At 70.3% G+C, this 26295-nt stretch carries 18 protein-coding genes and 1 pseudogene; 9 read left to right on the top strand and 10 right to left on the bottom strand.

Features of this window, described 5'->3' with window-relative positions:
• Positions 1–70: 70 nt before the first annotated feature.
• A pseudogene (locus ABD089_RS13835) lies at positions 71–1159 on the bottom strand (protein kinase domain-containing protein); the annotation flags it as partial.
• Positions 1160–1392: 233 nt separating this feature from the next.
• Here ABD089_RS13835 and ABD089_RS07670 point away from each other — a divergent pair.
• Positions 1393–2577, top strand: a complete 1185-nt coding sequence (locus ABD089_RS07670) for a thiamine phosphate synthase (RefSeq protein WP_343885702.1) — start codon at positions 1393–1395, stop codon at positions 2575–2577.
• Here ABD089_RS07670 and ABD089_RS07665 read toward each other — a convergent pair.
• Positions 2571–3689: a polyprenyl synthetase family protein gene (locus ABD089_RS07665; protein WP_343885701.1), complete on the bottom strand. Its 1119-nt coding sequence runs from the start codon at positions 3687–3689 to the stop codon at positions 2571–2573. The two genes, ABD089_RS07670 and ABD089_RS07665, sit on opposite strands and share 7 nt — an antisense overlap.
• A gap of 51 nt (positions 3690–3740) precedes the next feature.
• Here ABD089_RS07665 and ABD089_RS07660 point away from each other — a divergent pair, with 51 nt between their 5' ends.
• Entirely contained in the window at positions 3741–4670 is a 930-nt protein-coding gene (locus ABD089_RS07660; protein WP_343885700.1) for a methylenetetrahydrofolate reductase, read from the top strand.
• Positions 4671–4817: 147 nt separating this feature from the next.
• Here the strand turns inward: ABD089_RS07660 and ABD089_RS07655 are convergent, their stop codons facing one another.
• Both ABD089_RS07655 and ABD089_RS07650 read right to left on the bottom strand, forming a co-directional pair.
• Positions 4818–6800: an acyl-CoA dehydrogenase family protein gene (locus tag ABD089_RS07655; protein ID WP_343885699.1), complete on the bottom strand. Its 1983-nt coding sequence runs from the start codon at positions 6798–6800 to the stop codon at positions 4818–4820.
• A 91-nt stretch (positions 6801–6891) separates the two neighbouring features.
• The gene (locus ABD089_RS07650) at positions 6892–7560 is read right to left on the bottom strand and encodes a TetR/AcrR family transcriptional regulator (RefSeq protein ID WP_343885698.1); all 669 of its coding nucleotides are present in this window, start codon (positions 7558–7560) and stop codon (positions 6892–6894) included.
• A gap of 74 nt (positions 7561–7634) precedes the next feature.
• Here ABD089_RS07650 and ABD089_RS07645 point away from each other — a divergent pair, with 74 nt between their 5' ends.
• From ABD089_RS07645 to ABD089_RS07635, 3 genes are read left to right on the top strand one after another with little or no spacing between them, the layout of a single operon-like run.
• Complete coding sequence (locus tag ABD089_RS07645; protein WP_343885697.1) at positions 7635–8882, top strand: acetyl-CoA C-acetyltransferase; 1248 nt, start codon at positions 7635–7637, stop codon at positions 8880–8882.
• Position 8883: 1 nt separating this feature from the next.
• Positions 8884–10314, top strand: coding sequence for a 3-oxoacyl-ACP reductase (locus ABD089_RS07640; RefSeq protein ID WP_343885696.1), 1431 nt, complete (start codon positions 8884–8886; stop codon positions 10312–10314).
• Positions 10314–11165 carry a MaoC/PaaZ C-terminal domain-containing protein gene (locus ABD089_RS07635; RefSeq protein ID WP_343885695.1) on the top strand — a complete coding sequence of 284 codons (852 nt, stop codon included), beginning with the start codon at positions 10314–10316 and terminating at the stop codon, positions 11163–11165. Before ABD089_RS07640 ends, ABD089_RS07635 begins: the two co-directional genes overlap by 1 nt.
• A 40-nt stretch (positions 11166–11205) precedes the next feature.
• Here ABD089_RS07635 and ABD089_RS07630 read toward each other — a convergent pair whose 3' ends face one another.
• From ABD089_RS07630 to ABD089_RS07615, 4 genes are all read right to left on the bottom strand, one after another.
• A complete protein-coding gene (locus tag ABD089_RS07630) occupies positions 11206–11715 on the bottom strand; it encodes an NUDIX domain-containing protein (protein ID WP_343885694.1) in 510 nt (169 codons plus the stop codon).
• A gap of 8 nt (positions 11716–11723) precedes the next feature.
• A complete protein-coding gene (locus ABD089_RS07625) occupies positions 11724–13913 on the bottom strand; it encodes a HelD family protein (protein ID WP_343885870.1) in 2190 nt (729 codons plus the stop codon).
• Between the two features lie 176 nt (positions 13914–14089).
• Positions 14090–15385 (bottom strand): NAD(P)-binding protein, encoded by a 1296-nt coding sequence (locus tag ABD089_RS07620; protein WP_343885693.1) that lies wholly within the window; start codon positions 15383–15385, stop codon positions 14090–14092.
• On the bottom strand, positions 15382–15972 hold the full coding sequence (locus tag ABD089_RS07615; protein ID WP_343885692.1) for a DUF4126 domain-containing protein: 591 nt from the start codon (positions 15970–15972) through the stop codon (positions 15382–15384). The genes ABD089_RS07620 and ABD089_RS07615 overlap by 4 nt, the downstream gene beginning before the upstream one ends.
• A 285-nt stretch (positions 15973–16257) precedes the next feature.
• On the opposite strand from ABD089_RS07615, the gene ABD089_RS07610 reads away from it, so the two are divergent.
• From ABD089_RS07610 to ABD089_RS07595, 4 genes are all read left to right on the top strand, one after another.
• Positions 16258–16725, top strand: coding sequence for a DUF6504 family protein (locus tag ABD089_RS07610; protein ID WP_343885691.1), 468 nt, complete (start codon positions 16258–16260; stop codon positions 16723–16725).
• Positions 16725–20774, top strand: a complete 4050-nt coding sequence (locus tag ABD089_RS07605; RefSeq protein ID WP_343885690.1) for a DNA polymerase III subunit alpha — start codon at positions 16725–16727, stop codon at positions 20772–20774. The genes ABD089_RS07610 and ABD089_RS07605 overlap by 1 nt, the downstream gene beginning before the upstream one ends.
• Positions 20771–22009, top strand: a complete 1239-nt coding sequence (gene dinB, locus ABD089_RS07600) for a DNA polymerase IV (RefSeq protein ID WP_343885689.1) — start codon at positions 20771–20773, stop codon at positions 22007–22009. Before ABD089_RS07605 ends, dinB begins: the two co-directional genes overlap by 4 nt.
• A 74-nt stretch (positions 22010–22083) precedes the next feature.
• Entirely contained in the window at positions 22084–22443 is a 360-nt protein-coding gene (locus ABD089_RS07595) for a DUF3040 domain-containing protein (RefSeq protein WP_343885688.1), read from the top strand.
• Positions 22444–22597: 154 nt separating this feature from the next.
• Here ABD089_RS07595 and ABD089_RS07590 read toward each other — a convergent pair whose 3' ends face one another.
• Positions 22598–25033 (bottom strand): transglutaminase TgpA family protein, encoded by a 2436-nt coding sequence (locus tag ABD089_RS07590; protein WP_343885687.1) that lies wholly within the window; start codon positions 25031–25033, stop codon positions 22598–22600.
• Positions 25033–26292 carry a DUF58 domain-containing protein gene (locus tag ABD089_RS07585; protein ID WP_343885686.1) on the bottom strand — a complete coding sequence of 420 codons (1260 nt, stop codon included), beginning with the start codon at positions 26290–26292 and terminating at the stop codon, positions 25033–25035. The genes ABD089_RS07590 and ABD089_RS07585 overlap by 1 nt, the downstream gene beginning before the upstream one ends.
• Positions 26293–26295: the final 3 nt, after the last annotated feature.

Here is a 26295-nt window from a genome sequence, read left to right as displayed (position 1 = left end):
CCGGACGGACGGGCTCACCGCCGCTGGCCCTGCTGTCGCCGGGCCCGCTGTGGTTGGTCCCGCTGTGGTTGGTCCCGCTGTGGTTGATGGCAGCGCGGAAGGGCTCGGAGGGCCGGAGCGGCGGGATCGGGCCGGTGACCGATTCAGGGCTCGTCGGCCGTCCGGCGTGGGCCAGGTCGGCCGCCAAGAGGCTGCTGGCGTCGGGAGCGGTTGATCCAGTCTCGGCAGGGTCGCGTCGCATCGTGGCCGACATCTGGTCGGTGAGCGCCGGGTCGTCCAGGATCCCGTGTGACAACGCCCGGCGCGCCACGCGGAGCAGGTGCAGCATCTCGCGTCCGTCGGCTGGCCGGTCGGCGGGCTGGCGCCGGGTGCAGGCCACGACGAGCGCGTCCAGGTAGGGCGGAATTATCCTGCGGGAGTCCATCGAGCGCGGGTCATTGCCCACCAGCAGCGTCGAGGGCGCGGGTATGTCGTTGTGGACGTGTGAATAGGCCACCTGGATGGGGGTCTCGCCCTGGTGCGGCTTCTTGCCAGTGAGCAGCTCGAAGAGCACCACGCCGGCGGAATAGACGTCGGATCGGGCATCGGCCCGGCCATGGGTGACCAGCTCCGGCGGCAGGTAGCTGACGGTGCCGATCAACAGCCCGGCGGTGGCGGTCGCGGTCTGGGAGGTGACGGCGCGGGCCAGCCCGAAGTCCGCGACCTTGATCTGGCCGCGGTCGGAGATCAGGACGTTCTCGGGCTTGACGTCGCGGTGCACCAGGCCTGCCTCGTGGGCGCTGGACAGGGCGCTGACCACGGATTCCAGCAGGTCGAGGGCGCGCGAGGGAGGTAGCGGTGCCTCGCGGGTGATGATGTGGCGCAGCGTGCAGCCCTGCACGAACTCCATCACGATGTAGGGACGTCCGTTGTCGGAGCCCTGGTCGAAGACACTGACCACGTGCGGGTTGGACAGGGTGGCCGCGGACCGGGCCTCGCGGTCGAACTTGCGGGTGAACTCGGCGTCGTCACCGAGCCCGTCGTGCATCACCTTCACCGCGACGGTGCGGGTCAGGCGGCGGTCCTGGGCGCGGTAGACGGTAGCCATGCCGCCACGAGCCAGTCTTGCCAAGATCTCGTAGCGACCGTCCAGCACACGTCCGACCAAGGGGTCGCTCATGCTCGTGGTGGTCACAACAAACTCCAAACACGGTCGGGGAAGGAAGGGGCCGTGTTGCCTGGAGGCAGTCTAGGACGCGCTCCTGTGCGCTCCCCGAGAGGGCGCGCCGCGCGATCCGGGAGGATCTTGCGCCGGGGGGCCAAAGTTTCCGGGTGGGCCAAGTTTCCGGGTGAGCCAAACTTCCGGGTGGGCCTGCGCCGACAGATGGCCGCCCTTGCTCCTAGAGTGGGCCCGTGACTGTTCTCAAGGGCCTCGACACCCGCCTGAAGCTGGCCAAGCTGCACCTGATCACCGACACCCGCGCCAAGCAGGGCGACCTCAAGGACTTCCTGGTGGCCGCGATCAGCGGTGGCGTCGACCTGGTGGAGCTGCGTGACCCGCAGGCCACCGACGACGAACTCGTGGAGGCGCTGGAGCTGGCCCGTTCCATCGCCCTCCAGCTGGACGCGGGGGTGATCGTCGGCGGCAGCCTCGGCGCGGCCGAGCGTTTCGGCGCCGACTACCTGCATCTGGGAGCCGCCGCCGGCGCGGTCGACCGCGGTGGGCTGAGCGAGTTCGCCATCGTCGGGCGCAGTGTGCACAGCGAGGAGCAGGTGCGCGCCGCCAGCGAGGACGATGCCATCGGTTGGATGCTGGTCGGGCCCGTCTACGGTGCTGCGAAGCTGAACCTGCAGGGTCTGGATCTGGTGCGCCGGGCCGCCGAGGTCGCGCCGGTGGGCGAGGGTAAGCCGTGGTTCGCCGTCGGTTCCATCAACGAGAAGAACCTGGCCGAGGTCGTCGAGGCTGGTGCGCTACGCGTCTCGGTGTCCGGGGCCATCACCGCAGCGAAGGACCCCCAGGCTGCGGCCGAGCGGATCAAGGCCGTCCTGCAGCAGGCCTGGGACGCGCGACCCGAACTGGAACAGTTCTCCATCAAGGTCTTCGGGGACGCCCCGCACGCGACGCTGATCGGTTCCGCGCCGGTCGTTTCCGCTGCGGATGAGGACGAGCCGGCTGCTCCGGTGGTCGAGGACGCCCCGGTCGAGGACGTCGTCCCGGCCGACGAGGCCCGCGCCCAGGAGCCGACGGAGGAACTGCCCGCTGACCTGGCCACCGCTGAGGTCCCGGCTCCCGAGCAGCCCGTCGACGCTCCCGCTCCCAGCCAGGACCTCCAGCCCGAGCAGGCCGAGCCGGTTGTGGAGGACTTCCAGCCCGAGCAGGCCGCGCCGGTCGTCGAGGACTTCAAGCCCGAGCAGGTTCAGGCTGAGCAGGATCAGCCGGGGCAGGATCAGCCGGGGCAGGATCAGCCGGGGCAGGATCAGCCGGGGCAGGATCAGCCGGGGCAGGATCAGCCGGGGCAGGATCAGTCGGAGTTCGACGCGCGGAATCTCGACAACGTTGACTCCGACAACGTTGAATCCAACAACTCCGATCAGTAGTCGCGGTTGATGCAGGCGTCGGCCAGTGCGGCCAGCGCCGTGCGTCCGTCGTCGGTCACGTCCGCACGTTCCAACGCGGCCAGCGCCTGCTGATATCCGTCCCTGATCGTGCGTTCGACGGCCGCCAGGGCACCGCTGGCGGTGATGATCTCGCGCGCCCGGTCGATCTGGCCCTCGTCCAGGCCAGGATTTCCCAGCATCTCGTCCAGTTCCGCCGCCGCGGTGGGGGAACTGCCGGCCAGCGCGTGGGCCACCAGTACGGTGCGCTTGCCCTCGCGGAGGTCGTCCCCCGCGGGCTTGCCGGTGCGCTCGACGTCCCCGAAGACACCGAGCACGTCGTCGCGGAACTGGAAGGCGCGGCCGAGTGGAGACGCGAAGTCGGCCAGATGGGCCAGCAGTTCGTCGCTGCCACCGGCCAGCGCCGCGCCCAGCTGCAGCGGACGCTGCACCGTGTAGCGGTTGGTCTTGAACTCCACGACGCGGTTGGCGGTGGCCAATGCGTCGGCCAGGTCGGCCGAGGCCGGGGCCGACTGCGCCACGACGTCCAGCACCTGACCGCAGGTGACCTCGGTGCGCATCGCCTCCAGCACCGGGCGTCCGCGTTCCAGTGCGGCGAGGTCCAGACCACTGCGGGCGTACATCTGCTCGCTCCACATCACCAGCAGGTCGCCCAGCAGGATCGCGCCAGCGCGTCCGAAGGCCTCGGACGAGCCGCGTCCCGCGCGCTGTTCGTGCAGTGCCTGGTACTGCCGGTGCGCTGCTGGGAGGCCGCGGCGGGTGTCGGAACCGTCCATGACGTCGTCGTGTACCAGGGCGGAGACGTGCAGCAGGTCGAGGCTGGCGGCGGCGCGGACCAGGGCGTCGGGGTCGGAGGGGGCGCCGGCTGCGGCGACGTGCCCCCACCAGCAAAAGGCCGGACGCAACCGCTTGCCACCGCCGGTGAAGTCGCGCGCCAGCCCAAGCGTCAGGTCCAGCTCGGGACCGATCGCCGCGAGCTCGGGGCCCCGGGCAGTCAGGAAAGCGTCGATGGCGTCCCCAACCGCCTCTCGAAAGCCCCTGCCAACCGGATCAGCGGGCGTGAAGGAGTGGAGGGGGGTCTGGGTGGTGGCCACGGACTGAGCCTAGCCGGGGGCCATGTCGGCGTGCGCCCTAGAGTTGACCCCATGCCCGAAACGACCCCCGCCGGACAGACGCGTCCCACCACCGCGGAAAGTCCGACCATCGCGGAGCGTCTCGCCGAGGCCAACGGCCCGCTGTTCGGGTTCGAGTTCTTCCCGCCCAAGGACGATGCCGGCGCGGCACAGCTGCGCGACGCGATCGGCCACCTGGAGCCGCTCGGCCCCGACTTCGTCTCGGTCACCTACGGCGCCTCCGGCTCGACGCGCGAGCGCACCATCAAGGCCACCCGGGAGATCGCCTCGACCACCAACCTGACGGTGATGGGACACCTCACCTGCGCATCCCAGGCCACTGCCGACCTGGTGCGCACCGTCGAGGCCTACGGCGAGACCGGGCTCAAGCACGTGCTCGCCATCCGCGGAGACATGCCCGGCGGTCCGACCGCACCGTGGGAACAGCACCCCGAGGGGTTGGCGAACGCCACCGAACTGGTGCGGCTGGTGAAGCAGCACGGCGACTTCTGCGTCGGCGTCGCGGCCTTCCCCGACGTCCATCCCGAGAAGCAGGACGCTGCGCTGGACGCACGGATCCTGGTGGAGAAGGCGGAGGCGGGGGCGGACTTCGCGATCACCCAGCTGTTCTTCAACCCGGACGCCTACTTCGACCTGGTCGAGCGGGTGCGCGACCTGGGCTGCCAGATCCCGATCATCCCCGGGATCATGCCGATCACGAATGTGCGCCAGATCGAGCGCTTCGCGGAGCTGTCGGGGGCACCGGTCCCCGAGCAGGTCGTCAACCGGCTGGGGGCCGTTGCCGACGACCCCGCCCAGGTGCGCAAGGTGGGTTCCCGGATCGCGTCCGAGATCGCGGTGACGCTCTTGCGCGGCGGAGCTCCCGGCCTGCAGTTCTTCACGCAGAACCGGTCGCTCGCCACCCGCGAGATCTTCGCCAAGCTGGCCGAGAGCCGCTGGTAGTCGGCCGGCTCATTCTCCGGGGTTCGAGCACATGGTGCCCGCAACCACGCAGAACATGGCTGTGGCCAGCGCAGCGCAGAACGAGAGATGAGCCCGCCGGGCAGTTCCGTGAGTGGGGCGTCCGCGCACTGGCCGATCAACCAGAGGTCACTTCAGGCAGTCGGCCTGCAACCACTGGTGGGGAACGCCCATCCCCTCCACCAGCGCCAAAGCGTGTGGACGCAGTTCCCGGCACAGGGTGTCAACGCCCTGGGTGATCGACTTGGAGCGCGCCGGGCTGATCCGGTTGTGCTCCATGAACCACGCAGCGTCCGCCTCGATGGAGGACAACGCGTAGAGGTCGCACAGCTCCGAGAGCACGGTGGCGGCCTTTGCGTCCTTGGTCGCCTTGATCCCGGCAATGAAGGCCTCCAGCACGCGGTGTTCGGTGTTGGCACGCGCGACGAAGAGCATGTGCGTCTGCACCCGGTTGATCGCCTCGAACTGCTCGTCCTTGGGCAGCTTGGCCGCCTTGCGCATCCGCGCCGCCAAGCCGGCCAGGGCATGCTCCTCCCGGAAGGCGAACATCTGCTGCTGCCACTCGCGGGTGGTGAGGAGCTCTCGCTCGCTGGTGCGGGAGCCCACGCGCTCACCCAGCCGGTTCACCAGCGCCAGCGCGCTGGTCTCCCGGACTGCACCGACGGCCATCTTCGCGGTTGCCTGGGCGGTGCCGCGCAAGTCCATCTCGCCCCAGGCCTTGCGGTAGTCGAGCAGCAGGGCCTTGGCGACCAGCTGGTTGAGCACCGTGTTGTCGCCCTCGAAGGTGGCGAAGACGTCCGCATCCTGGCGGGCCAGCGTGATGCCATTGCCGCTCAGGTAGCCCTGGCCGCCACAGGCCTCGCGGCAGACCTGGATGGTGTCATTGGCCCAGCGGGTCAGCAGCGCCTTCATCCCGGCGGCGCGACTCTCCAGCTCGCGGGAACGCGCCTCATCGCGCTGGTCGGAGGCATTGAGATCGAGCACGGCCTGCAGTTCCAACGCGAGGTCATTCTGGGCGAACCCGTAGGCGTAGGCCCGCGCGATGTTGGGCAGCAGCTTGCGCTGGTGGGCCTGGTAGTCGAGCAGGGTGACCTCCTCGCCGAGGCCGGGCTTGCGGAACTGGGTGCGCTGCAGCGAGTAGCGGGTGGCGATCGACAGCGCCCGACGGCACGAGCTGGCCGCTCCGCCGCCGACGCAGATCCGGCCTCGCACCAGCGTGCCCAGCATGGTGAAGAAGCGCGCATTCTTGCTCTCGATGTCGGAGTGGTAGACACCGTCCTCGCCGACTCCGCCGAAGCGGTCCAGCAGCATCTCTCGACCGACCCGCACGTGGTCGAAGGCGATGGTTCCGTTGTCGACGCCCAGCAGCCCACCCTTGTGCCCCTGGTCACCGCAGTCGACGCCGGCCAGCGCCGACCCGTCCTCGGCGCGGATCGGCACCAGGATGGTGTGCACGCCCTGGTTCTCCCCGTCGACGTAGAGCTGGCCGAAGACCGCCGCCATTCGCCCGTCGGCACCGGCATTCCCGATGTAGGCCTTGCGGGCGGTCGGGGTGGGGGAGTCGACCTCATACTCGCCGGTCTCCGGGATCCAGGTGATGGTGGTCTCGACCGACTGGACGTCGGACCCGTGGCCTAGCTCGGTCATCGCAAAACAGCCCAGCAGGGAGCAGTCGATGACGCGGGGCAGGAAGGTCTCGTGGTGCCATTCGTTGCCCAGGTTGGCGATCGCGCCACCGAACAACCCGTGCTGCACGCCCGACTTGATGGTGAGCGAGAGGTCACCCATCGCCATCATCTCGAAGTTCGCGACCGACTCGGCGCTCGTCCCGGTGCCGCCGACGGCGGCCGGGAAGCCTGCCGTGACGAAGTTCCGCGCCGAGAGGCGCTGGATCCGCTCCAGGGTCCAGGCGCGGGCGCCGGCGAGGTCGAGGGAGGGGTCGCGGACAACGTCGTCGGCGTCCAGCTCGTCGCGCCAACGCTGCTTGGTGGCGTGGAAGGGTCCGTCCAGCGCCTCGGCCAGGGCGCGTCCGGTGGCCGGGGGCAGGGAGACGTCGGCGGTGTTCGTGATGGTGTCGTTGGTGATGGTGGGCGTTGCGTCGGTGAGAGTCATCGTTGGCTCCTGTCGGGTTGGGTGATCCATGTCGGTCAGGACGGGTCGGTCAGGACGGGTCGTTCAGAACGGGTCGTTCAGAACGGGTCGTTCAGGATGCTGAGAGCTGTGGTGCGCCGGTGATGGGCGCGAAGGCCGGGCGGACGAGGTCGCCGACGTCGGCGACCAGGGCGGCCCGAGGACGTGCCATGCCGGCAGTCATCCACTGCTCGGCGATGGCCCAGATGAAGCCGACGACCCCTTGGCCCCAGGTTTCGGCGGCCTCCGGGCTGAAGCCGTCGCGCACCATGTGTGGACGCAGCGCGTCGGCCACCAGGGTTCCGATCCGGCCGGTGAACCCGACGACGGGGTCGGGGGCCTCGGGGTCGGGCCGGGTGGTGACGAATCGGTAGATCTCCGGGTCGCGCTCGACGACGCCGAGGTAGGCATCGGCCAGGCCCAGCACCAGCCCGACCGGGTCATCCAGCAGCTGCTGCAGGGGAGTGGACAGGTTGCTCAGGATGTAGCCGTGGACGGATTCGACGACGGCCTCCCACAGGCCCCTACGGTCACCGAAGTGGCGGTAGAAGACGGTCTTGGAGGTGGCGGCGCTGGAGGCGATCTCGTCCATGCCCACGCCGGCCCCGTGCTCGCGGATGGTGCGCAGCGTGGCAGCCACCAGCTCGCGCCGGCGGTTGGCGCGGTGCGGGTCCCAGCGGGTCGATCGTCCGTCGACCGAAGGCTGGGTGGTTGCTGAATCGATGACCACGGGGTCTGGCATGACGCCCAAGGTACCTGATACTTTCGGTACCGGCTACCCCCAGTAGCTGATAGTTCCCCAAACCTGGAGGCTCAATGTCGACCCCCTCGGCCGTCATCGTCGGCGGCAACCGCATCCCCTTCGCCAAGGCCGGGACGCGTTATGCGCGGGCCTCGAACACCGACCTGCTCACCGCTGCCCTGGACGGATTGGTGGCCCGCTTCGGGCTGGCCGGCGCCGACCTCGGCGAGGTGGCAGGTGGCGCGGTGCTCAAGCACACCCGCGACTTCAACCTGACCCGGGAAGCCGTGCTCGGCTCCGCGCTCGGACCACACACCCCCGCCTGTGACCTGCAGCAGGCCTGCGGCACCGGGCTGGAGGCCGTCATCTACATCGCCAACAAGATCCGCCTCGGCCAGATCGAGAACGGCATCGCCGCCGGCGTCGACTCCGCGTCCGATGCCCCGATCGTGGTGGGGGAGAAACTGCGCCGCGCGCTGCTGGCAGCCAGCCACGCCAAGACCCCCGTCCAGCGGGCCAAGGCCTTCGTCGGCCTGACCCCCAAGGACCTCGCTCCGGTGCCGCCGGCGGTGGTGGAGCCGCGCACCGGGCTGTCGATGGGCGAGTCGCAGGCGCTCACCACCACCCGCTGGGGCATCACCCGCGAGGAGCAGGACCGGATCGCCCTCGAGTCGCACCGCAAGCTGGCCATTGCATGGCAGGACGGCTTCTTCGACGACCTGGTCACCCCCTACCTCGGCGTCACCCGCGACACCCTGCTGCGCCCCGACACCACTGCCGAGAAGCTCGCCTCCCTGAAGCCCGTCTTCGGCCGCGGCGAGGGAGCGTCCATGACCGCCGGCAACTCGACCGCCCTGACAGACGGCGCCGCCACGGTGCTGCTGGCCAGCGACGACTACGCCCGCGAGCACGGCTGGCCGATGCTGGCCACGGTCGTCGACGCCCAGGTCGCCGCCACCGACTACGTCACCGGCGCCGAGGACCTGTTGTTGGCACCCGTCCGTGCCGTTCCGACGCTGCTGGCCCGCAACGACATGACGCTGGCCGACTTCACGATCGTCGAGGTGCACGAGGCCTTCGCCTCGACCGTGCTGGCCACCCTCAAGGGCTGGGAACGGGCCGGGATCGGCGCCGTCGACCCGGATCGCCTGAACGTCGCCGGTTCCTCCCTCGCCACCGGCCACCCCTTCGCCGCGACCGGCGCGCGCGTCGTCGCCACCGCCGCGAAGTTGCTGCACCAGCGCGGTTCGGGTTCCCGCGCGCTCGTGTCCATCTGCGCTGCCGGTGGGCAGGGCGTCACCGCGATCCTGGAGGCCTGCTGACATGGCGAACCCCAACTCCAAGCCGAAGAAGTCCTTGCTGGAGATCATCTACCGCACCGCCCCTGGGCATGCGCTGGCGAAGAAGGCCGGTCTGGCCGACCCGCCCAAGCTGCGCCGCGGCCGCGAGATGCCCGGCGGTCCGGTGGCACTCGGTGTGGTCGCGGGTGGCGTGCGCGTCGCCGAGGCTCTGGCCGACCTGGCCATCGTCACCACCGAGCCGCTGTTGGACGTTGCCGACCAGCGCTCCACCGACGCCGACGGACGCGTGCAGGCTCCCGCCTACCACGCCCGCCTCGGTGCGCTGGTGATCGATGCCACCGGCGTGCGCACCATCGCGCAGCTCGAGGGGGTGCGCGCGATGCTCCGTCCGGCCATGAAGGGACTGGCCCGCTCGGGCCGGGTTGTGCTGGTCGCCGATGCCGCCGATGCGGTGGAGGGGCTGGAGGCCAAGGCCGTCGCACAGGCCATCGACGGCATCAACCGAACCGTCGGCAAGGAACTTCGGGGCGGCTCGACGTCCAACCTGTTGCGGCTAGGGGCCGGCGTCGACTCCGACGACCTGCGCTCCGCGCTGCTGTTCTGCCTACAGGGCCGCTCTGCCTTCGTCGATGGGCAGACCATCGAGCTGTCCCATCGCAAGGCCGGCGACGAGTTGGGCGAGGGCTATCGCAACGATCAGCCGCTGGCCGGACGCGTCGTCGTGGTAACCGGCTCGGCCCGCGGCATCGGCGCGGCCATCTCGCGCACCATGGCACGTGACGGTGCCAAGGTCGTCTGCGTCGACATGCCCCAGGCCGGGGACATGCTGGCGAAGGTCGCCAACGAGATCGGGGGCACGGCGCTCCAGTTGGACATCACCAGCGAGGGTGCCGGACGGGCGATCGCCGACCACGTGGTGGCCCGCCACGGCGCCGATGAGCGGGTCTGGGCCATCGTCCACAATGCTGGGATCACCCGCGACAAGATGCTGGCGAACCTGGATGATGCCAAGTGGGCGCAGGTGCTGGAGGTGAACCTGGCGGCGCAGATTCGGATGAACGAGGTGCTCCTCGACCCCTCGGTGCCCGGCGGGCTGTCCGAGCAGGCGCGTATCGTCGGGATCGCGTCCACCTCGGGCGTGGCCGGCAACAAGGGCCAGACCAACTACGCCGCCTCCAAGGCGGGCGTGATGGGCCTGGTGCGCGCGATGCGCGATGAACTCAGCGGCCGTCCGGTCACTGTCAATGCGGTGGCACCCGGCTTCATCGAGACCGACATGACCGCGGCCATCCCCTTCGTGCAGCGCGAAATGTTCCGGCGCACCAACTCGCTCGGCCAGGGCGGCCAACCCGTCGATGTCGCCGAGACCATCGCCTGGCTGTGTGATCCAGCCAATGGTGCGCTCGACGGCCAGGTCGTGCGGGTCTGCGGTCAGAACCTGGTGGGTGCGTGATGGCCGAGGTCGTATTGCCCGGGCTCCCCGCGGTCGGGGGTCTGGTGACCCGGGCGGCGTTGTCGCCTCGCCGTCCTGACGTGGCCACCCACGGGATCCCCGAGCTCACCGTCCGCGTGGCGGGCGTGAAGCAGAGCCCGACCGGGCTCGCTGACTATGACCGGGTGACCGGCTTCACCCTGCGTGACCAGGTGCCCCCGACCTGGCTGCACGTGCTGACCTTCAGCCTCCAGGGCTGGGTGATGTCCCGCAAGGACTTCCCCTTCCCGTTGGCTGGCATCCTGCACGTCAGCAATGACATGGAGTTGCTGCGCCCCGTGGGGTCGCACGAGCTGCTCGACATGTCGGTGCGCTGCGTTGACCCTCGTCCGCACGCCAAGGGCGTCGTCTTCGACCTGGCCGGCGAGGTGTCCGTGGCGGGGGAGACGGTCTGGCGGGGCACGTCCACCTACCTGTCGGGCAAGGCGAAGCTTCCCGGGGAACCGATGCCGACGCTGCGGCTGGACGCTCCCAAAGGGGCGCCCTCGCAGCAGTGGCGGCTGCCCGCCGACCTCGGGCGCCAGTACGCCAGGGTTTCCGGCGACAACAACCCGATCCACACCAGCCCGCTGGGGGCGCGGCTGTTCGGGCTGCCGCGCCCGATCATCCACGGAATGTGGACCCACGCGCGCGCGCTGTCGGCGCTGGAGGGACGGCTCCCCGAGGCCTATCGTGCGCAGGTGCAGTTCGCCAAGCCGCTGATGCTGCCCGGACGGGCGGGCTTCGTCTCGTCCGAGTCAGACGGCCAAGCGCGCTTCGCGGTGGTCAACAAGGACGCCAAGCCCCACCTGGTGGGCCTTGTGACTTGGTGAGTGCCGTGACGTGGTGAGTGCCATCACCTGCTGAGCTCCGTCAGGGGGTGAGTTCGTCGAGTCGGTGGCCCATCAGGGCAACGGAGTCGGGCATGAACGACCAGTCGGACAGCTGGATCCGTTCGCGCAGCAGCTCCACCGTCCACCAGCCGCCCTCGGCCACCTCGTGGTCGGTGAAGCTGACCTCGCCATCCCAGCGCACGAGGTAGAGGAAGGCGTGGTAGCGGGTGGCATCGTCGGCGTAGTCGCCCTCGCCCAGCGGATGCAGGGCGGCGCCGTTGATGCCCAGTTCCTCGGACAGCTCCCGGGCTGCCGATTCCTCCGGACGCTCGCCGTGCTGGAGCACGCCGCCGGCGAGGAAGTCCCAGCGCCCGGGGTAGACGTCCTTGTCGTCCGCACGACGGTGGACGAAGACCTCCCCGGCCCCGTTGACCACCGCGATCCCGGTCGCGCCGTGACGCAGGTTGTCGCGCCGGACCTCCCGGCGCGGGGCGGTGCCGACCCTGCGTCCCTGCTCGTCGAAGAGATCGACAACCTCCTCGCTGGCCACGTCGTCGCTCAGCCCTGCAGGGCCTCGCGCCAGGCGCCCTCGGCGTCCAGGTCAAGCACATGCATCCGCTGGGTGGCGCGGGTGAGCGCGACGTAGAGCACGCGCTCCCGGCCGGGCGCCTCGGCGACGATGTCGTCGGGGCTGACCACCAGGACGCCGTCGTACTCGAGGCCCTTGGACTGTAGGGGGGTGACCAGCACGGTGCGGTCCAGGTGCGCGACGAGCGCAGGCACCTGCGATGCACCGCGGCGCACCTGTGGCACCAGCGAGGGCGGGACCACCAGCCCGATGGTCCCCTCCACCTGGGCAGCCAGTTCGGCCACCTGCTCGCCGATCGCCTCCATCAGTTGGTCGCGCGGAGCGACCAGCAGCGCTGGCTCGACGCCCGTCGAGCGCACCGCGTGCGGCAGGTCGGCATCGGGGAAGACTCGCTGGATCACCTTGGCGGCCAGCTCGAAGACCTCGGCCGGGGAGCGGTAGTTCGTGCTCAGTCGGAACTGGCGATAGGGGGCCCGGCCCACGAGCTCGGCCATCGCCTCGTCCGTCTCGGACTGGATGGGCCACGAGCTCTGCGCAACGTCCCCGACCAGCGTCCAGGAGGCCTGGGGCCCACGGCGGCGCAGCATGCGCCACTGCATCGGCGTGATGTCCTGTGCCTCGTCGACCAGTACGTGGGCGAAAGTGTTGTTCGGCTCGTCATCGTCGAGTTCGCGCTCGTCGCGCAGCACGTCGGCCATCGTGACGAGTTCCTCGACGTCGCCGCCGCCCTCGATGAACAGCGACCTCTCGTCCTCGCTCTGCCGGGGCGCCGGGCCGATGATGGCAACCAGCTCGTCGAGCAGTGCCACGTCGGCCACCGACCAGGTCTGGGCGTCCAGCTCGTCCTCGTCAATGCCGTCGTGGGTGGCGTAGCTGCTGGCCAGTGCCTCGCGCTCGTGGGCGTCCATCAGGTCGCTCGCGAGACGCTCCAGCAACGCCGGGTCGGCGCAGCGGCTCAGCACCTGCTGGGCAGACAGGGTCGGCCACCAGGCATTCATCGCCATCTGGAAACCGGCCTGGCCGCGGACCAGTTCGTCGAACTGGTCTCGCTCGAGGTCGTATTCCTCGGACGGGAAGCGCGACCACAGCGAGTTCAGCACCGCCTGATCGGCGACCTCGCGGGCCTTGTTGTTCTTGTGGCTGGACAGCAGGTCCGAGCGCATCCGGCGCAGCTTGCGGGCGTCCAGGGTGAGCACCTCGCCCTTGGCGGTCACTCGCACCCGCAGGGCGTCGTCGGTGGTGGTCATCGGTTCGACGACCAGGCGGCGCAGTAACTCCACCATCCGACGGCTGCCCTTGATGGTGGCGGCCTCGGCCGAGTCGACCCGGTCGACGTTGACGCGCAGCACGTCGGAGGCGACGCCGCCGATCGCCTTCAGCGTCACGGAGTCCTCACCCAGACTGGGCAGGACGCGCTCGATGTAGTTCATGAACACGCTCGACGGCCCGACGACCAGCACGCCTCCCTTCTCCAACCGCTTGCGGTTCGAGTAGAGCAGGTAGGCCGCACGGTGCAGCGCGACGACGGTCTTGCCGGTGCCGGGGCCGCCGGAGATCACCGTGACGCCCTGGTAGGGGGCGCGGATCGCCTCGTCCTGCTCGGCCTGGATGGTCGCGACGATGTCACGCATCTGGTGCCCACGGGCGCGGCTGAGGGCGGCCATCAGCGCACCCTCCCCGACGATCGGCAGGTCGCTGTCCGCCTCTGGGTCCATCAGGTCGTCCTCGACGCCGATCACGCGGTCGTCGCGGCAACGCAGCACGCGGCGGCGCACAACACCCATCGGGTTCTGCGGTGTGGCGCGGTAGAAGGCTTCGGCGGCCGGTGCGCGCCAGTCGATGACCAGCGGCTCGTATTCGTCGTCACGGACGCCGATGCGCCCGATGTAGCGGGTGTCGGGATCGGTCAGGTCAAGACGTCCGAAGACCAGCCCCTCGTGCTCGGCGTCCAGCACGGCCAGCCGCTTGGCGGCCTGGAACGCGAAGGCGTCGCGTTCGAACAGCGCGGTACCGTCCTCCTCGCGCATCCAGTCGCCGCGGTCGGTGACGAACTTGCCCCGTCCCTCCCGCTCGACATTGCGGGCGGACTCGGTCGCGACCTCCAACTGTTCGTAGACCCGGTCGACGTGGGCTTGCTCGATGGCGATCTGCTCAGCCACCTCGGCCGAGGGGCCGGACTCCTGCGCCTGGGGTGCCCCAGCGGCGGACTCCTGTGCAGCAGTGAACTTCGGTGCGGTCAACAGCTTTCCTCACGTGGACTGAGGGTCAATGCTACCCCTCGTGGTGGCGGTGGGAGGAACTCCGGGCACCCAGGGGCGAACACCCCCGCGTGTAGTCAGGAAAGCGCTGGTCGGGCCTGCTTGCGCGGGGCGGGCTGGGTCTTGTTGGTGGGCCTGATGTCCTCCCCGGTGCGCTCTTCGTGCACCTCATAGGCCACCAGGGCGGCGGTGAGCAGCTCGGCCCAGGGCTCGTTGCCGGCATGCTGCGCGCAGCTGGCATTCCAGCCCTCGTCAGCCCTGATTCCGGGACGGCTGCGCCAGACCCGGAAGGAGGCTGGCGCCAGCCCCCAGGCCAGGTCAGGGCGTACGGTGCGGTGGTCATGGACGGTCTCGACGGCCCGTCCGTCCGGCAGCGGCCGGTGCCAGGTGACAACTGGGTTCCCGGCGCGGTGGTCCAGGCGTTCGACGATGCCTTCGGAGGTGGCCTCGACGATACGTTGTCGCACCTGCGGGGCCAGCGCCGGCGGGCAGGAACGGCGGGCCAACCAGCCCGCGGGCCGCTGTGGGCGAGCTTCCACCGTGGCGGACGTCGGGCCGCTGTGGGAGGTGCGCTGCACGCCGCGCAGGCCGGCGCGCTCGGTGAGCAGGTCGACGACGGCGGACGCGCGTTCGGGGGCCCCCTCACGCAGCAGTTGCCAGCTGCCGAAGCGGCGATGGACGGCCAGCCGCACCGCCAGCAGGGCCGGCGCGCGGCCGGGCGGGGCGCCGGCGAGACTGGCCTGGCTACGGATGATGGTGCCCAGATGAGCGTCCTGCACGCGCTCTGCCAGACCCTCGAGGGTCAGCCCGGCCAGCAGTTTCTGCTTGGCGCGAGCGTCCAGGGCGGCGGCCTCGAACCGACGCTCGAGACCGGTCAGGCGCAGCTGCTGCCAGACCTCGTCCAACTCGTCGAGCACATCTCGCCAGCGTTCGGCGGCGCCCCGTCCGAAGGCATCCTCCACGGCGTGGAACTGGTCGCCGCGCTCGGCGGGCAGTACTAGGGTGCGTCCGTCGGCGAAGCGGTGTTCTTGCGCTGGGGCGGGTTCAAGTGTGAGGCCGTGACGGGTCAGTTCGGCGTCCATCGCCCGTCCGGACTTCTTGAACAGGTCGCGCCAGGCCGCCGGCAGCAGAAAGGTCTGCGGCAGGTCATCCACCAGCACCTCCTGCACCTCGCGCGGTGCCCAGTGGCCGCCGTCGCGTTGGCCGTGGGCATCGAGGACGACGACATGGCCCTGCTTGGCCAGCCGGGCGGCGACGGCCAGGCCGCCAAGGGTGGCGCCGTGGACGACGACGGGTTCATCGCCAAGGTCGACCCGGGTCGGGACGGGCGGAGCGGGAGTCGCCGAGTTGGTGGGGTGGGGTCCCAGGCTCACGCGGTGACCCCTCTGCCCAGCCGCGCGCGGGCCAAGCGGTAGCCCCTTTTGACCTGGGCGAAGACCAGCACGAACAGGCCCAGGCCGAACACCAGCAGGGTTCCGGCGACGATGGCGGCCGGGACGGGGTGGGTGGCGGCCAGGGTGAGCACGCCGAGCACGGAGATGTCGTTGCCGATGGAGGCCGAGACATTGGTGACTGGTTCCGGCGAGGTGTTGATCGCCAGCCGCAGGCCTGACTTCGAGATGTGGCTGAGCAGGGCGGTCACGCCGCCGACCGAGGCCAGCGCGATGGTCGTCAGCGAACCGGTCTGGCCGGCCATCAGGGCGCCGATCACGGCGCCGGCCACCGGGCGGATGAAGGTGGAGACCGCGTCCCAGGCCGAATCCAGATAGGGAATCTTGTCGGCAACGAGCTCCAGCAGGGCCAGCACGCCCATCAGCGCCAGCACGTCGGTGCGCTCGAAGCCGGCCGGGATGGCGCCGGTGCCGGCGAAGCGTCCGAGCAGACCGAGCACGAACACGGTCGCCCAGGCGTTGATGCCGCTCGCCCAGCCGGTGGCGAAGACCATCGGGAACAGTTCCATGGGGGCAATTATCGGCGAAGCGGGCGGGGGCTCGCGCATTCGTCTCTGCTGGGAGTCGTCGCGGATGATCACCTTCCCCAAGCGGCAATCCGCCAGGGCCGGGATCCGGGGCGCGCCGTACGGGGCGTCCTCGGGCTGCGGCCCACCCCTTTGGCCACCCCTTGCGCACGGTCTTGATTTCTTGTCGGAGGCGGTGTCTATAGTTGGCCATGTTCGAACGCGCGTTCGATTGGATTCCCGGATCAGGGGGCTTGGGGAAGACCCCCGGGAGGTCCGGTCGGGCGCGTGGACGAGCCCGGTACACGTCCGGTGCGGGTGGCCTCGACCCCCATCCGCGCCGGACGTCCGGTGGCGAAGGCAGCGCGATGGAGGGAAGACATGCGCCGGTACGAGGAGACGATCGAGGTGCGCCGCGGGCGCATCGGCGAGGGCATCAGCGGTCTGGAGCCGACGACCCTGGAGGGGCCTGCCCAGTTCATCTGGCGCGACCGGCTGTGGCGCGTGCTCGAGGTCCAGGCCCGCTGGGTCGAGTCCGGTGCCTGGTGGACCGGTCCTGGTGTTCGTGCGGCCCGCGGTGAGGACTGGGAGCACGAGCTCGACGGCGCCGTTGTGGGGTCCGGGGGAGACCTGCTGTGCGAGCAGGAGGTGTGGCGAGTGGAGGCCGCCAATGGACGCGCTGGCAGCCGCGGCGTCTACGAGCTGGCGAATGTGGGCGCCGACGACGCGTGGCTGCTGCGGGCCGTGGTGGACTGATGTCCGACCCCTTCGTCCACCTACGGGTGGCCTCCGGTTACTCCCTGCAGTACGGCGCCGCCAGCCCGCATGCGCTGGTGTCCCGCGCCGCCGAGTACGACATGGACACCCTCGCCCTCACCGATCGGGACGGACTCTATGGCGCCGTCCGGTTCGCGAAGGCCTGCCTCGGGGCAGGCATCGCGCCGGTGGTCGGGGTCGACCTGGCCGTGCCCTTCAGCGTCGACGACCCGCACCATCCGGGCAACAATCCCTCGCCCCGGCGCACGACCGCGGCTCGCGGCGGCGAGATCCGCGACCCGAGGCTGCCCCGGACGGTCGCTCTGGCCACCTCACGCGCCGGCTGGGGCCAGCTGTGCCGGCTGGTGAGCGACACCCACCTGGCCGGCGAGCGGGGTCTCACGGTCAGCACCCCGGAGCTCTTCGCCCGGCACGCGGACGGCGGGGAACTGCTCGTCATGCTGGGCGCCGACAGCCAGTTCGGGCTGGAGATGGCCCGTGGCCGCCGGGACCTGGCCGAGCGGGAACTGCGTCGCTGGCTCGACCTGGTCGACCCTGCACAGCTCGTCATCGCCTGCTCCAACCACCTGGTGCCCGGCCGTGGCGTGGCGAGTGCACACCAGGCAGGCGGCATGCTCGCGGTCGCCGACTCCTACGGCCTGACGGGGGTGCTGACCAACCTCGTCCGGATGGCCGAGCGGCGCCAGGCGGCGACGGTGGACGTGCTGGACGCGGCCCGTCGGCTGGTGCCGCTGGACATCCGCAATGTCGACCGGCGCAATGCCGAGGGCCACCTCAAGTCGGGCAAACAGATGCTGGAGGTGGCCGAACAGGTCGCCCGGATCGCTGGCCGAGGGGCCAACGGCGTGGAAAGGCTGGTGGGTGACACCCGCCAGGTGGCGATCCGCTCCCGGCTCGACCCCCGCGCCGACATCGGGCTGGGGGAGATCCACCTGCCCGAGTTCGAGCTCTTCCTCGGTGACCGGTCCAGGGGCGGGGCCACCGGAGCCACGGCGGCCGAGGCGATGGGCCTGCTGCGCGCGCGCTGCGAGGGCCAGGTGCCGGCCCGTTACGGCGACTGGAACGCGACCGTGCGCCGGCGTCTGGACGAGGAGCTGGACGTGATTGCCCGGCTCGGTTTCGCGTCCTACTTCCTGACCGTCGCGCAGGTGGTCGACCTGGTGCGCTCGATGGGCATCCGCTGCGCGGCCCGTGGTTCGGGTGCCGGCAGTCTGGTGAACTACCTGCTCGGCATCTCCGGGGTCGACCCGCTGGCCTATGGGCTGGTGATGGAGCGTTTCCTCTCGCCACTGCGCCAGGCCCTGCCCGACATCGACATCGACGTGGAGTCGGCGCGGCGCACCGAAATCTACGAGAAGGTGCTCGAGGTCTTCGGCGGTGACCGGGTGGCCTGCGTCGCGATGCTGGAGACCTACCGGGTGCGCCATGCCGTGCGTGACGTGGGTGCGGCGCTGAGCCTGCCGCCCGACGAGGTGGACGCGATCGCCAAGTCCTTCCCGCACATCCGGGCACGGGACGCGCGCGCGGCCCTGCGCGACCTGCCCGAGCTGCGGGCCGCCGGGTTGGCCGAGCGTCGCCTCGACGTGTTGTTCGAGCTGGTCGAGTCGCTCGACGGCCTGCCCCGCCACGTCGCCCTGCACCCCTGTGGGGTGCTGCTCAGCGACGCGACGCTGCGCGACCGCACCCCCTTGGAGGCGAGCTTCGGCGGCTTCCCGATGAGCCAGTTCGACAAGGACGACGTCGAGGACCTCGGGCTGTTGAAGCTCGACGTGCTGGGCATCCGGATGCAGTCGTCCATGGCGCACGCGCTGGACGAGGTGGTGCGGGTCGGTGGTGAGCGGCCGGACATCGACCACCTCGCCCCCTTCGACGACCCGGCCGTCTACTCGATGGTCTCCCACGCCCAGACACTCGGCTGCTTCCAGATCGAGTCGCCCGGCCAGCGTGAGCTGGTCGGCAAGTTCGGCCCCCAGGACTTCAACGACATCATCATCGACATCTCGCTGTTCCGTCCCGGCCCGGTCAAGTCCGACATGGTCGTCCCCTTCCTCAATGCCCGCCAGGGCTGGAAGGAACCCGAGTACCTGCACCCCAGCCTGGTGCCGGTGGTGCGCGAGACCGGGGGCGTGGTGGTCTTCCACGAGCAGATCATCCGGATCATCTCCGTGGTCACCGGCTGCTCGCTGGCACAGGGGGACGAGGCCCGTCGCGCGCTGGGGGATCGCGCCGGGCAGGCCGACGTGAAGCAGTGGCTGGTGCCCTTGGCCCGCGCACGCGGCTACAGCACCCAGATGATCGAACGCATCTGGTTCGTGCTGGAGTCCTTCGCCTCCTTCGGCTTCTGCAAGGCGCACGCGGCGGCCTTCGCGCTCCCGACCTACCAGTCGGCCTGGCTGAAGTGGTACCACCCGGCGGCCTTCGTCGCCGGGGTGCTCACCCATGATCCGGGGATGTACCCCAAGCGGCTGATCCTCGAGGAGGCCCGCCGGATGGGGGTCGCCGTGCTGGGGGTGGACGTGAACCGCTCGTCCGACGTGTACCGGGTCGAGCCGGTGCCCCTCGACGAGGCGGCACCGGCCTTCGTCCCGCCCCCGGGCCTGCCGGACGGATCCGGCTGGGGGATCCGGCTCTCGCTGGCCGACGTGGCCGGCATGGCCGACCTGGACGTGGTGCGGATCGTCGCCGGACAGCCCTATGCCTCGTTGGCCGACTTCTGGGCTCGGGCGAAGGTGCCGGTGACGGTGGCCGAGCGAATGGTGCTCGCCGGAGCCTTCGACCAGATGTACGGGGTGGGCCGGGCCCACGGCCTGCTGCGCAACGGGCGGCTGACCCGCCGCGACCTGCTGCTCGCGCTGGCCGATCTGCGCCGTGCGTCCATGGCCGACGACCGTGCCCTGGCCCGGGCCCGCGGACTGCGTCGGGGCCAGCCCGCGGTCGCTGCCACCGAAGACCCGCGCGACCTGGCCCGGCGCCAGGCCAAGGGCAATGTCATCGCCGCGCACCGCGCCGACCACTTCGTCGGCGTGCAACTGGCGCTCGACTTCAGCGCGCCCTTCGAACAGGACGACGCCGAACAGTGCGACGCCGAACAGGACGACGCCGAACAGTGCGACGCCGAACAGTGCGACGTCGAGCACGTCAGCGACGAGCATTTCACTGGGGGGAGCACCGCTCCCGAAGCCTGGACGCCCCCGGCGGACGTGGTGGCGACCGGCCTGCCCGAGATGACCGCCCAGGAGAAGCTGGAGGCCGAGCTGGAGATCCTCGGTCTGGACGCCAGCCGCCACCTGATGGACGACTACGCCGACTTCCTCGCCGAGCTGGGTGCCACCCGCTCGGGGGACCTGCTCGGCCACCGCCAGCAGGCCGACCTGCTCGTCGCCGGGGTGAAGGTGGCGACCCAGACGCCGCCGATCCGGTCCGGACGTCGGGTGGTCTTCCTCACCCTGGACGACGGGACCGGCCCGGTCGACGCGACCTTCTTCGAAGACGCCCAGGGGCCCTACGCCAACACCGTCTTCTCGTCCTGGCTGCTGGTGGTGCGTGGAGAACTGCGCCGCACCGGCCCCAAGGGGGTCTCCCTGCGCGCCCTCGGTGCCTGGGACCTGCAGCACCTGCACGGCATCTGGACCTCCGTGCTGGCCGAGGGCGGCGACCGTCGGGCCGCCATCGCCGCCGTGCTGGAGGTCATCAACGCCACCCCAGAGGGATTGGTCGAGGTGGAACCGCTGGTCGACACCCAGCGCTACACCGACTGGGCCACCGAACCGGCTCCCGCCAGCCCCGAGCACACAGCCAAACCTGAACATGCCCCCAAACCTGAACAACCCGAACCTGAACAACCCGAACCCGAACACACCCCCGAACCCGAACACACCAGGGCGGGCGGCATGGGCCAGCGCCGGGTACTGGTGCACGCGAGCGGCTTCAAGCAGTCGCCCTATGCCGACGTCCAGCCCGCAGGCGTGCCCGCCAACCAGCCGCCGCGCAAGCTGTGGCACTCCTCACCAGGGAGTTCGGGCAGATGACCACCAACCAGATGACCACCAGCCAGATGACCACAGCACAGGGCAGCCCGTCCAGGCGGACCGCCACCCGGGACGGCAGGCAGCGCACGATCCTGCACGTCGACATGGATGCCTTCTATGCCTCGGTCGAGATGGCCCGGCGCCCCGAATTGCGGGAGGTGCCGATGTGGGTCGGCGGGGCCCAGCGCGGTGTCGTGCTCAGCGCCAACTACCCGGCCCGCCGGTTCGGCGTCGAGGGTGGCATGAGCTCGACCCGGGCCAGACGCCTGTGTCCGCGCGGCGTGGCCGTTCCCCCCGACTTCGACACCTACTCGCTGGTCTCCCGCGGCGTCTTCGCGATCCTCGACACGATCACCGACCGGGTCGAGGCCGCCAGCATCGACGAGGCCTTCCTCGACCTCACCAGTGCCTTGCGCCGGCTGGGTGATGCGCGCCGAATCGGTGAACGCCTGCGCGCCCAGGTGATGGACGAGCAACTGGTCCCCTGCTCGGTGGGCATCGGGCCCAACAAGTTCGTCGCGAAGCTCGCCAGCAAGCAGGCCAAACCGGACGGGCTGGTCGAGGTGCTCCCCGAGCACGTCGTCGACTTCCTGCACCCATTGCCGGTGGAGGCCATCTGGGGGGTGGGGGAGTCGACGGCCGCCAAGTTGCACCGGATCGGCCTGCGCCAGGTCAGTGACATCGCGCACACGCCGCGCGCGACCCTGCAACGGGCGCTGGGCAGTCAGGGCCTGTTGCTGCACGACCTGTCCTGGGGGCACGACGTCCGACATGTCGTGCCCAGCGAGTCGGAACGCTCCATCGGTTCGCAGGAGACCTTCGGCCGTGACACCGACGACCCGGAGCTGATCCGCACCGAGTTCCTGCGGCTCAGCGCCCGCACCGCCTCCCGCGCCCGCGCGGCGCAGATGGTCGGGCGCGGGGTGACAATCTCGGTGCGCTTCGCCGACTTCACCACCATCACCCGCTCCTGCCAGTTGTTGAACCCCAGCGACGTCACCGATGAGGTCTTCGAGGCGGCCTGGCGGTTGTTCACCAAGCTCAACCTGCAACGGGCACGGGTGCGACGGGTGGGGGTCCGGCTGGAGCACTTGGTGGACGCCGAGCACTCCTACGCCCAGCCCACCCTGGACGCCCCGGACCGGGGGATGCGCGAGCTGGAGGTGGTGGCCGACCGTGCGAACGCCCGGTTTGGTCCGGCGGCGGTCCAACGGGCCAGCCTGACGCGTCGCTGAGGTCTGCTCGGCACGATCCTTTCACTGCCACCCCAGCTCTTCCGACTCGCGCCGGACGCACCTAGACTGGTCACATGGCCGAAGGACGAAAGGAGGCCGCGATGTCGTTGTCCGACGAAGAACAGCGTCTGCTCGCGCAGCTCGAGGCCTCACTCGCCGCGGACGACCCGCAGCTGGCCCGCACGATGCGAGGCACTGCGCCACGCCAGATCCGCCGCCACGTCGCCCTTGCCAGCGTGCTCGTCTTCCTGCTGGGCCTGGCCGCGCTGGTCGCCGGGGTCGAGATACATCCCCTGCTTGGAGTGCTCGGCTATGTCCTGATGGTCGGGGCCCTGGTGAAGGGCCGCGAGTCGGTCCAGGTCCCTCCCTCATCCGAGGGTCACCGCGTCGAGCAGGCAACCCGCCCGCGACGCACGCGCGAAGATCTTCGCTGACCTGAACCTGCAGGCACCAGGACACGCGAGGAACAGCGCTCGGTGGATCAGGCTCGGTGGATCAGCCTCGGCAGATCCAGGTCGATCTGCCGAGCGGTTGGGGTGTTCCGTTTCTCAAGAGCTGCATGCTCCTTGCCTTCTGGAGCCGTCAGCCTCAGTCGTTCGCGGCGTGCCGGGCCGGACGGGTGTCATCGTCCGGATCATCACGTCCGGCCTCGGAGCCGACGCTCTCGGCGTCCTCGGCCGCCAGCCCGCGGGCGTGCTCGATGTCGGACGACCGGGACTCCTGGCGCCCGAAGATGCCCGGGTCGAGGCTGGTGGGTTCATTGGGGGAGACCACCGCGGTGCGCTGCATCGAGCGTCGCAGGTTGACCAACCGGCGGCGGGCGGGCGAACCCAGCGAGGCGGGCACCCAGAAGGCCAACAGCCTCTGGTACCAGGAGCGGTCGAGCAGCAGGCCGGAGCGCACTTGCTCCACACCCAGGTCATCGGGCACCTCACCCAACTCGCGGGAATAGCGCACCTTCTCCACCAGCAGCGCCAGGCGGTTCAGGGCCTCGCGGCCTTCGTCGTCCAGGTCACTGCCCACCACGGCTGCCTTCTCCCGTGGAGAGCCAGGCGGCCAGTGCATCCGCAGATCTCGGACCAGCGCGCGGATCTCAGCCCATGCCAGCTCGACCCGCACCGAGGGGTCACCGGTCCAGCCGACGCGTCGGCGGCGGAGGAACTCGCGGAGCATGGCCGGTGCGGCCAGTACCAACAGCGCGGCCAGGATCCCAGCGGTCCAGGCGAGGATCCGCGCCCAGGGGAAGCTTCCCCCCTGCGAAGCGGGGGACGCATTCGGCGATGACGCCGTCGACGGCTTCGGGGTCGGGCTGGACGACGGTGAGGGGGTGGCCGAGGTGGAGGTGCTGCCGCTGGCCGAGGGCTGGGTGGAGGGACGAACCGAGTCGCTGACCATTGTCCAGTCGGGGGCGCTGGCGACGCGTGAGGTGGGCTCGAATCGCACCCAGCCGTAACCGGCGAAGTACAGCTCGGGCCAGGCGTGCATGTTGGACGCCTTGACCTCCCAGACCCCGTCCTTCTGCTCACCGGGCAGGAAGCCGACCGAGACTCGAGAGGGGATTCCCTCGATGCGCGCCATCAGGGCCATCGCGGAGGCGAAGTGGATGCAGTAGCCGGTCTTGTCGGTGGTCAGGAAGTTCAACAACACGTCATAGCCATCGCCGGGCGGCGCGGTGGTCGAGTAGCTGAAGTTGCGCGGGTCCGCGAGATAGGCCTGGATCGCAGCGGCCTTCAATACGGGCGAACCGGCGCCCTTGGTCACGTCGTGCGTGATCTTGATGATCTCGCTGGGCACGTCCGAGGGCACCGCGGCGGTCTGCTTCGCATCGGAGGGTGTGCCCGGCTGCGCGATCGAGAAGGTCTCGGCGACCGGGTCGTTCAGCACCGAGGTGGCCGTGTACTCCAGGTTCCGCAGCGACTCGGCACGGTTCTCGTCCCGCGTGCTGACGATGGCCAACGAGACCGGGTCGTGGCGCCACTGCCCAGCCGCGTTGAAGCTGCTCGGGGCATAGGGGACGGGCAGGTACTCACCACCCAGGTCACCCACCTTCACCGACGCGTTGACGGTGCGTCCGGGCTGGGTGAGCCCCGGGGCTGCTGGCAGCGCCCCGTCCTGCAGCGTGACCGGGGCCAGGTGCCAGCCGTCGGCGTCCATCACAGTCAGGGACGCGGTGCGCAGGTACAGCCCGCGTGCCTCGTCAGTGGTGTAGGTCATCACGACGCGGTCGACCGGGAGGTTCAGGTTCCGAGCGAGGTCGAGGGTGGGGTCCTGCATCTGGAGCGGACCACTGCCCTTCGGCCGGGAGGAGTCGATGGACAGGCTGCCTACGCGGGGGAGCGCCGAACCGAGCACCAGGGCCAGCAGCAGCGCGGGAACGGCCATCATCCCGGCCAAGCGGACGGCACCCCAGGTGGTGTGGGTCTGCTCGGCTGTGTCGGCCGAGAGATTCCGCGTCCAGCTTGCGTTCACGCCGATGCTCTCGGCCACCAGCACCACCAGGTAGCCCAGGGCCAGCAGCACGAAGGGCTTCCATGACAGGTCCTGCTTCAACGCCAGCGCAGGGACGAGGTACAGGGTGAGCAGCGGGGCCAGCGCCCACGCGGGCGCCACCAGGGTCGTCACCAGCAGGTCGGCGAGGATCGTGACCAGGCCGACCACCAGCACCATCAGCCAGCGGACGTGCCGGGTGGCGGTCATCGGGGCCATCTCGGTGCGCACCTGCACCACTGCGTCCAGGTAGAAGCGTCCCAGCCGGGCCAGGTTGCCCTCGACGCCGGATGGGCGTGGTGCCCACCACAGGCCGAGGCCGCCGGCGACGGCGACGACCAGCACCAGTTGCAGCAGGTGTACCAGCCAGGCGGGCAGCCCGGCGCGACGGCCCAGCGCCGAGACCAGGGCGATCCCCGCGACGAGCAGTGCCGCCATCCACCAGAAGGCACGGTCCTGGGTGAGTGGGGTGAGCGTTCCGGCGCCCAGCGCCATGGCCACGCCGGTGGCGATGGCAAAACGGTCGGTGGCGCGCATCAGGGCCTTCCTCCGCGGTGGTCAAGTTCGGCCCAGGCCTGGGCGATCGAATCGCCGCGCTTCGCCTGCACGACTCGCCACTGCGAGTCCGCGAGCTGTCGGACGCAGGCCTCATGCTCGGCGATCACGTCGGGCTCGGCCCGCAGGCTGCGGATGGTGAAGGAGTCGACGTCCAGGATCACGGCCAGGCCGACCGTGCGGCCACGGCGTGCTGCGGCGAGCTGGGCGACGTCGTGCTGGTTGAGCCGTCCGAGCACGGCGATCATCATCTCGCCGCGCAGCAGGTTGTTGCCGACGGCGGCATCGAGGGTCTCGCGGGTGCTCGGCTGTTCATCGGTCATGGCGAGCAGGACGGCCTCTTTGGCCGCGAAGGGGTCCTCCGAGGAGGTGGTCGGCACCTGGCCGTCGGCGTCGACCATCTCCAGCCGGAAACCGCTGGTCAGCATATGGTGCGCGATCGAGGTGGCTGCTGAGATGGCCCATTCGAAACTGGAGGTGCGTCCCTGCCCGGCGTGCGAGCTGCTGCGCGAGTCGAGCAGCAGGCTCACTGAGGGTTCCCAGGCCTGTTCCTCGCGGCGCACCATCAGTTCGTTGCGCCGGGCGGTGGAGCGCCAGTGGATGCGGCGCACGTCGTCGCCGTCGCGGTACTCGCGCACCAGCACGTCGTCGTGGCCGACCAGGCCGATCTTCTGCGGGGTGGCCTCGCCGGAGGCATTGGACCCCGAAGCCGCGCCCAGTTCGTTGATGGGCACGATCCGCGGCGTGACCAGCACCTCGTTGGAGGCTCGGAACTGGCGGTCGACCCGGGCCAGTCCGAAGGGGTCGACGGCGCGCACCATCAGCGGGCCGGTGCGGTAGCGCCCACGGGCCAGACCCATCAGGGGATAACTCAGCGTGCGCTCCCACTCTCCGCCCATCGAGTGCAGCGTGAAGCGCGGACGTCGGCCCAGCTCGCGGGGCACGGCGTCCTCGAACCGCAGCAGGCCGACGGGCATCGACCCGGCCCGGTGCAGGGTGAGGCTGGCTTGCATCCGCTGGCCCAGGGTCACGCGCGGAGGGTCGATGGTGCGCTCGCTGATCAGGTGCAGCCGGGAGCGTCCGACGACCAGCACCGCCGCCAGGGGCAGCAGCAGCAGGAGCACGCCCAACCAGGCCAGGTCACGCTGGCCAAGGGCCACCGCGGCCACCGCCACGACGAGCCCCAACAGGGCGAAGGCCTTGCCGCGCAGGGTCAGCAGGCGCCAGGGATTGGCGAACAAGGG

Source organism: Luteococcus sanguinis (assembly GCF_039527675.1).
Classification (GTDB): Bacteria; Actinomycetota; Actinomycetes; order Propionibacteriales; family Propionibacteriaceae; genus Luteococcus; species Luteococcus sanguinis.
The sequence above is the reverse complement of the archived record's forward strand: the minus strand, read 5'-3'. Positions and strand labels throughout refer to the sequence as shown.